General features: G+C 60.7%; 5 protein-coding genes and 1 pseudogene. 4 read left to right on the top strand and 2 right to left on the bottom strand.

Going from position 1 to position 5,681, the window contains the following annotated elements; all coding sequences use genetic code 11:
- Positions 1 to 99: 99 nt before the first annotated feature.
- The 3 genes and pseudogenes from D6T64_RS00290 to D6T64_RS00280 form a co-directional block, all read left to right on the top strand.
- Positions 100 to 414, top strand: a pseudogene (locus D6T64_RS00290) (IS30 family transposase); the annotation flags it as partial.
- A gap of 378 nt (positions 415 to 792) precedes the next feature.
- Complete coding sequence (locus D6T64_RS00285) at positions 793 to 1,440, top strand: hypothetical protein (RefSeq protein WP_119970318.1); 648 nt, start codon at positions 793 to 795, stop codon at positions 1,438 to 1,440.
- Positions 1,440 to 2,009 carry an RNA polymerase sigma factor gene (locus tag D6T64_RS00280; protein ID WP_119970316.1) on the top strand — a complete coding sequence of 190 codons (570 nt, stop codon included), beginning with the start codon at positions 1,440 to 1,442 and terminating at the stop codon, positions 2,007 to 2,009. Before D6T64_RS00285 ends, D6T64_RS00280 begins: the two co-directional genes overlap by 1 nt.
- Before the next feature lie 368 nt (positions 2,010 to 2,377).
- Here D6T64_RS00280 and D6T64_RS00275 read toward each other — a convergent pair whose 3' ends face one another.
- Entirely contained in the window at positions 2,378 to 3,079 is a 702-nt protein-coding gene (locus D6T64_RS00275) for a GntR family transcriptional regulator (RefSeq protein ID WP_119970313.1), read from the bottom strand.
- Between the two features lie 57 nt (positions 3,080 to 3,136).
- Between D6T64_RS00275 and D6T64_RS00270 the strand changes: the two genes are divergently transcribed.
- Positions 3,137 to 4,342 carry an MFS transporter gene (locus D6T64_RS00270; protein ID WP_199719002.1) on the top strand — a complete coding sequence of 402 codons (1,206 nt, stop codon included), beginning with the start codon at positions 3,137 to 3,139 and terminating at the stop codon, positions 4,340 to 4,342.
- Between the two features lie 742 nt (positions 4,343 to 5,084).
- Here D6T64_RS00270 and D6T64_RS00265 read toward each other — a convergent pair.
- The gene (locus D6T64_RS00265; protein WP_147364383.1) at positions 5,085 to 5,636 is read right to left on the bottom strand and encodes a DUF6578 domain-containing protein; all 552 of its coding nucleotides are present in this window, start codon (positions 5,634 to 5,636) and stop codon (positions 5,085 to 5,087) included.
- Positions 5,637 to 5,681: the final 45 nt, after the last annotated feature.

The raw sequence follows: 5,681 nt of genomic DNA, 5'->3' as shown, positions 1-5,681 counted from the left end.
TCAAATTGAACCCTAAGTAAGTTCTATTTTTCCTGATCCGATAGGCATTCTCGGTTTAACGCGCCGCTACAACCTCAACTCGACCGGTGGATCGAGGCTAAGACCTTGACCTGGGATCAGGGAACGGAGCTGGCCCAGCACCGACAGATCACCCTGGCTACGAACATGGCTATCTACTTCTGTGATCCGCATTCTCCGTGGCAACGCGGCAGTAACGAGAACACCAACGGGCTGCTGCGCCAGTATTTCCCCAAGGGCACCGACCTCTCCGTCCATTCACCCGAGCGGCTCCTGGAAGTGGCCACCGAACTCAACGAGCGACCCCGCAAAACACTCGGTGGCATCACCCCCGCCCAAGCGATGCAGCGACTACTGTCAGAACCAGAAAAACCAATCGTTGCAACGACCGGTTGAACTCGCCTCCGGCTTATGGGACGCCACAGATGGAAAACTCGGCATCGTTCGTGTCGGGCTGAAAACACCCACGTCTTATTTCATCGATCAAGGTTCGGTGCGATCGCCGTTACCCGGTGAAGGCCCGGGCGCACGCGTCTTCCTGCGCTGTTTGCCTTGGGAGTCCAGCTTGAGCCGTCGACTGTGGGATACGACGACGGTTTTGTTCGGCGGCGGTGCAGCCGATGAGTGCGGATACTTATCGGTCCTTCGTGCGATTCAGTGGGTCAGCGCCAGAAATTCGGTGCCAAGACGTTTTGTCGCCTGAATCTCTACCTGGCAGACGTTAAGGCGTCTCCCGGACATGTCTATGGTGTAGCCCTAAAACTGAGGAGCACCATGAACCACTTGCCCGACGAAGATCAACTCGATGGCCTTCTTGATCGGTCGAGCCCGAGCACGACGCTCATGACAGACGACGTGATCGATGAACTCAACCGTTTACGCCTCGCATCCATGCCATCACCAGGCAGCAGCGGGCACAGAAAACGGTGGACCCGACCCGCCCTAACAGCGCTGATCACGTTCTCATTGGTGGGTGGCGCCGCTGCCGCAACGGCCGCGACAATTCAACTGTGGTCGCCTTGGGCCGAGTCCCCGGACGCCGTCGCCACCTACACGTTGCCGAGCGGAGCAGAGTGTGAACTCCGTATCGGCAACGTCAACGGAAGCGATCCTGAAGCAGTCCGTGCAGTCCGGGACTTTTACCGGGCCGCGAGCATTGATGCCCTTCTCACCCAGGAAACGATCGATGAAACCATCGCTCAACTTCGGACTGAAGAATCCACGTGGATGAACGACTATGGGGCCACGGAGGCCGCAGGGTACGGAACTGTCCACTACAACGCCGACTCCGAGTATGATTCCGCCGTCAATCGCATCTTGACCAACACGCTCAACAGCGAGCTGGCCCGGCAGGGCATTGATGGATCCGACTCCAATCTTCGCTACGACGGGGAGGGCAACTGCCCCGGTGCAGACTGGTGATGCGGAACCGAACGGATTTGGCCCTCCGCCTCACTGAGGCTCTGTCTCATAACACCCCCGATCTACTGCGATACCTCGAACGTCGACTCAACCGAGACGATGCCGCCGATGCCCTTGCAGATCTGATGACCATCGGGTGGCGGCGAGCAAACACGTTGCCGGCAGGTCCGGAACAAGCGAGAATGTGGCTCTTCGGGATCGCCCGCCACGTCGTTGCTAACGCCGCGCGTACAGAACGGCGACAGTCGAATCTTGCCGAACGACTTCGCGAAACTCTCCGAACCACGCCCGCAGAGGTCCGGTCTATCGATGAAGACGCCGAGGTCCGAGATGCCATAGCCCGTCTCGCACCCGACCAAGCTGAGCTCGTCCGGCTTATCCACTGGGAGGGCTTTTCCATCGCCGAAGCCGGCAAGATCTTGGGCATCAGCGCCTCCACAGCTCGAACGCGATACCAACGCGCGCGAGCAGACCTCAAAGCCGCGCTCTCGCTCCACGGTGACACGCAAATATATGCTCGCGATAATCCGCGCGCAATCGTTGCGGCGGCACAATCGGAGCAACGATGATCAACTCAACCGTTACACAGATCGACCCAGCGGCCATCTCGCTACCCCCAACGCACTCGGTTGACATCACAGATTCCATCGCCACGCCCTCGTTGGGGACGAGGGAAGCCACACCCTCGTAGCTCCAGCCTTGTGTCGAAACCTACACATCTTAAAACCTTTGGGGTGGATGACGGCCAGAGCCGCGAATTCTTGTCCCGTGAGACGCAGGCCGGATGTTCCTGCGGGCAGAGTACACGCAACAAGTTTGCTCAGACGGCGGCGAACCAAGTTTCCGCGGGCCCGTTCCCGCAGGGGGTTCCCCGTGCGGGAGTGAACCTTTTTGGATAACTCCGTAGGCGTCGAGCACGGAGGTCGTTGCGGATCGGTCAGAGTGTGATGAGTGGCGGAGGGCTCGTGGAGGATTCGATGATTGAATATCCCCGTCCGCGGAGTCGGCGACGCTCCTCGGACAAATGGTTCAGCAACCGGTCGCGGGTTCCTCGGCTGTGGGATATAACAAGAGCCGCTGCCCTTTCTGCATCTCTTGATCTGACGGCTGCGATGATCTCCAAATGTTCCGTGCGGGCGTGTGCGCGAGATTCGGCTGTGCGAACCTCGAGCCAGCGTGTACGGCTGAGTCGGGTGAGCGCCCCGCTCATCGCATCAGCGAAAAATTTGTTGCGGGACAACCGCGAGAGTGCCACGTGGAAGTCTCCGCCATCTCGAAGCCCAGTTTCTTCATTATCTTCTTCCGGGGACGACCGAATAAGGGACCGCAGGGCGGCCAGTTCATCATCACCGGCACGCTCGATCACCAGCGCGATAGCGGCCGCTTCGACCACTTCCCGGTATTCCATGACCGCACGAACCTCGGCAAGGTCTATCGGGGTGACCTGCCAGCCACGACCAGCCCGCTGAGTGAGCCCCTCATTCTCCAGCCTCATCAGGGCGGCACGAATGGGAGTCCGTGACGCTTCAAGCATCGACTCGAGACCCCGTTCGCTCAGCTTCTCTCCCGGGACAAGATCCAGCGACAAAATTGCCGCTCGCAGAGCCGCATAAGCATTGGATCCGCTAGATGTATCCATCAGAACTCCTTGGTATACCATCAGCGTATACTAATACGGTTCAGGGGGAGCAGCAACATGACCATCACGAACGTCGCCGAAATAGAGCATGTACCCGCAGTAGCCTGGCGGATGCTCGTTCTCGGAGTTGCAGCACAGACATCCGGGACCTTCCTGGTCAGCACCCCTGCCTTCCTCATTCCTCTCTTACACCTGCAGTGGGGAGTTCCGCTGGCTCAGGCAGGCCTCCTCGCCGCCGCACCAACTCTTGGCATGGTTCTAACCCTTGTCGTGTGGGGCGCCCTCGCTGATCGCTTCGGGGAACGCTGGGTCATCGCCGGAGGACTTGCGCTGACGGCATTGTTCGCCCTGGCAGCGGCGCCCGTGCAGGGCCTCGTCGGCCTGGGCATCCTGTTGATGCTGGGAGGTGCAGCATCTGCCAGCACTAACGCCGCAAGTGGCCGGATCGTGGTGGGCTGGTTCCCACGCCCACGACGCGGCCTGGCAATGGGCATCCGCCAAATGTCCCAGCCGCTGGGCGTCGCTCTAGCCGCCGTGATCGTGCCACCGCTCGCGGCTACCTTCGGTATCGGGGCGCCGTTGCTGCTTGCTGGACTGGCAGCCGCCATCCTCGCCGCCGCGTGCGCGATCGGCATCACGAACCCGCCCAAACCAGCCGGCACCGCGCTCACTACCGCGAGATCAATCGCTCCCTACTCGCAGAGCTCATTCTTGTTGCGCATTCACCTCGTCTCCATTCTTCTAGTGGTGCCCCAATTCACCCTCTCAACTTTCGGACTGGTCTGGCTCATCAGCGCCCTGCAGTGGAACACAGCAGCAGCCGGCGGCGTTATCGCGCTGTCACAGTTTGTGGGCGCAATCGGACGAATCGTCGTGGGCTCGATCAGCGATCGTCTAGATTCTCGAGTGGGAGTGCTGCGCTGGGTTGCCTTCAGCGGGGTAGCAGCCATGCTGCTGCTCGCCGCAGCGGGCGGCTTGCAGTGGGATGCTGCCGCGGCAATCATGCTGGTCATCGCCACCACAGTCAGCGTGGCCGACAACGGACTGGCCTTCACGTCGGTTGCCGAGGCCGCCGGGCCCTCCTGGTCCGGTCGAGCGTTAGGCGTTCAGAACACCGGCCAATTCATCGCAGCATCAGCAGTTGGCCCCGCAATCGGCGCTCTCATCACCATCATCGGGTATCCGCTGACCTTCGCCCTCCTCGCCATCGCGCCACTCGCTTCGATCGGGCTAATACCGCGCGCTGACAAACACTGGAACTGAACTCAGATGTTGACGCTCTGAAGTGCCAAGCGGCGCGACTCTAGGAGCGACATCTAACGCACACGAAAAAGCGTCGACGGATGCCTAGCGACCGTCCCGCAGACCGTTCCGCTCCCGGGCGGTGATGCCGCTATTCTGCGGCAATAGAGCACCGCCACTCTTCTTCAATAACCACAGGGGTGGCGGAAAATTCGGCTGCGTCAGCCGATGAGTGTCGACCATGCGACATCGATCACGCAGAGACCATCGTCGGTTTCGCGGTAAAAGACGTAGCCGGGATGCTTGTCACCCGGAGTCGCCCCCTCGGGAAGACCCTCCAGGTTGATGTTCCACTGCGGATCGAGTGGTGCTTGTTCATCCCAGTAGTCGGCAAAGAACCGTTCCGGCTCGCCTGCAGAGCGGCCTTCCCAATCTTTTGCCGTACCGAGGTCGGCTTCGGCGTCTTCGCAAACGAGATCAGATGTCCCGCCAGAANGATGTTCCGCCAGAAGCGAGGTCTTTGATGAGGTTCTCGGTAGTTTGGATAACTTGAGCACCGTCGTTCCCCCAAATTAGCGTGTCTACGGAGCACCCGCTCAAGACCACTGCGCACACAGTTGCGAATCCGGCGAGAGCGAGAGCGCGACGAGGCTTCATGCCTTGAGGCTACAAGATGGCACGTCGCCGAATCACGTGAAGCGGAGATTCCTAGAGCCCGCGTGATTTCTTGTCGTGCCCGCTCCGCGTTCCGCGAGCGGACACTCTACGCGTGCTCCTCGACATCGACGAGCCAGCCTTCCGGCGAGCGTCGGCGTTGCTCGGGCGGTGGAACAGCGGTCCCTTCGACGCGAGGAAGCGGTTCGTCGTCGTCATCGATGCGCAGCCGAACTCCCTGAGCCGAGGTTAACCTCGCTGAATTCGTAACTGGCTCGATCTCAATCATGTATCGAGGGGGGGAACGGGCGAGGAACGCTCCATTGCCGAACTCGCGGCCAACCTCCGCCCACTCGTCGCCGTCCGCCGCTTTGATCGATTCCGGCGGCGCGCCGTGGCTGGGACGACGTAATGACCAACGCTTGATGACGTCTCGCGTGACCTCGTATACCGCGACTACCCGGCCGCGCACACGATCGGTGAACTCTTCCTCATGGTGCGACTCCATCGCTTCCACCGCGGCGAATAGTTCCGGTCCGAGCATGTCAGCGAGAGCAGCATGCGGCGTTCGCGTCTCGATACCGAAGTCGACCTCATCGCCGATGGCAAAAGCATCGCCACAGCACGCCCATTCCCATTCCGTCAGCCACACGCGCGTCATAACCCCACGCTAACCCAACGCCCACACCGCGACGCAGCCGACTCG

The organism is Cryobacterium melibiosiphilum (assembly GCF_003602235.1).
GTDB classification, from domain to species: domain Bacteria; phylum Actinomycetota; class Actinomycetes; order Actinomycetales; family Microbacteriaceae; genus Cryobacterium; species Cryobacterium melibiosiphilum.
This window is presented reverse-complemented; position numbering and strand designations above follow the sequence as displayed.

Coding starts and splice junctions, on each gene's coding strand:
- D6T64_RS00275 (WP_119970313.1), bottom strand. CDS start 3,079: ATGGATACATCTAGCGGATCCAATGCTTATGCGGCTCTGCGAGCGGCA.
- D6T64_RS00270 (WP_199719002.1), top strand. CDS start 3,137: ATGACCATCACGAACGTCGCCGAAATAGAGCATGTACCCGCAGTAGCC.
- D6T64_RS00280 (WP_119970316.1), top strand. CDS start 1,440: ATGCGGAACCGAACGGATTTGGCCCTCCGCCTCACTGAGGCTCTGTCT.
- D6T64_RS00285 (WP_119970318.1), top strand. CDS start 793: ATGAACCACTTGCCCGACGAAGATCAACTCGATGGCCTTCTTGATCGG.
- D6T64_RS00265 (WP_147364383.1), bottom strand. CDS start 5,636: ATGACGCGCGTGTGGCTGACGGAATGGGAATGGGCGTGCTGTGGCGAT.